The following is a 243-nucleotide window of genomic DNA, read 5'->3' as shown; positions in this document are numbered from 1 at the left end:
AGACGGGTTTCGTCTTGAGTTTCGAAGTGGCCGACGCGCCAGATTGGGCCGCGCTCGATGTCGAGGCTCGACTGGATGTTGTTGCAGGCGGCTGCGAGGTCTGCGAGCGACGAGAGTTTTTCGTGGCGGACGATGGCGGTTTGCGAATCCTTCGTCGCTTCCGTCACCGCGATCTGCTTCCACTCCCCGGCCTCTTTTACGAAGCGCAGACGCAGCGCGTCGTGGCGTGCCTCCAGTGCCGCG

At 63.4% G+C, this 243-nt stretch carries 1 pseudogene; it reads right to left on the bottom strand.

Annotated elements, in window-relative coordinates:
• Positions 1-243: pseudogene (locus SB822_RS60040) on the bottom strand (hypothetical protein); the annotation flags it as partial.

The sequence above is a fragment of the Paraburkholderia sp. SIMBA_054 genome (assembly GCF_046534875.1).
GTDB lineage: Bacteria > Pseudomonadota > Gammaproteobacteria > Burkholderiales > Burkholderiaceae > Paraburkholderia > Paraburkholderia hospita.
The sequence above is the reverse complement of the archived record's forward strand: the minus strand, read 5'-3'. Positions and strand labels throughout refer to the sequence as shown.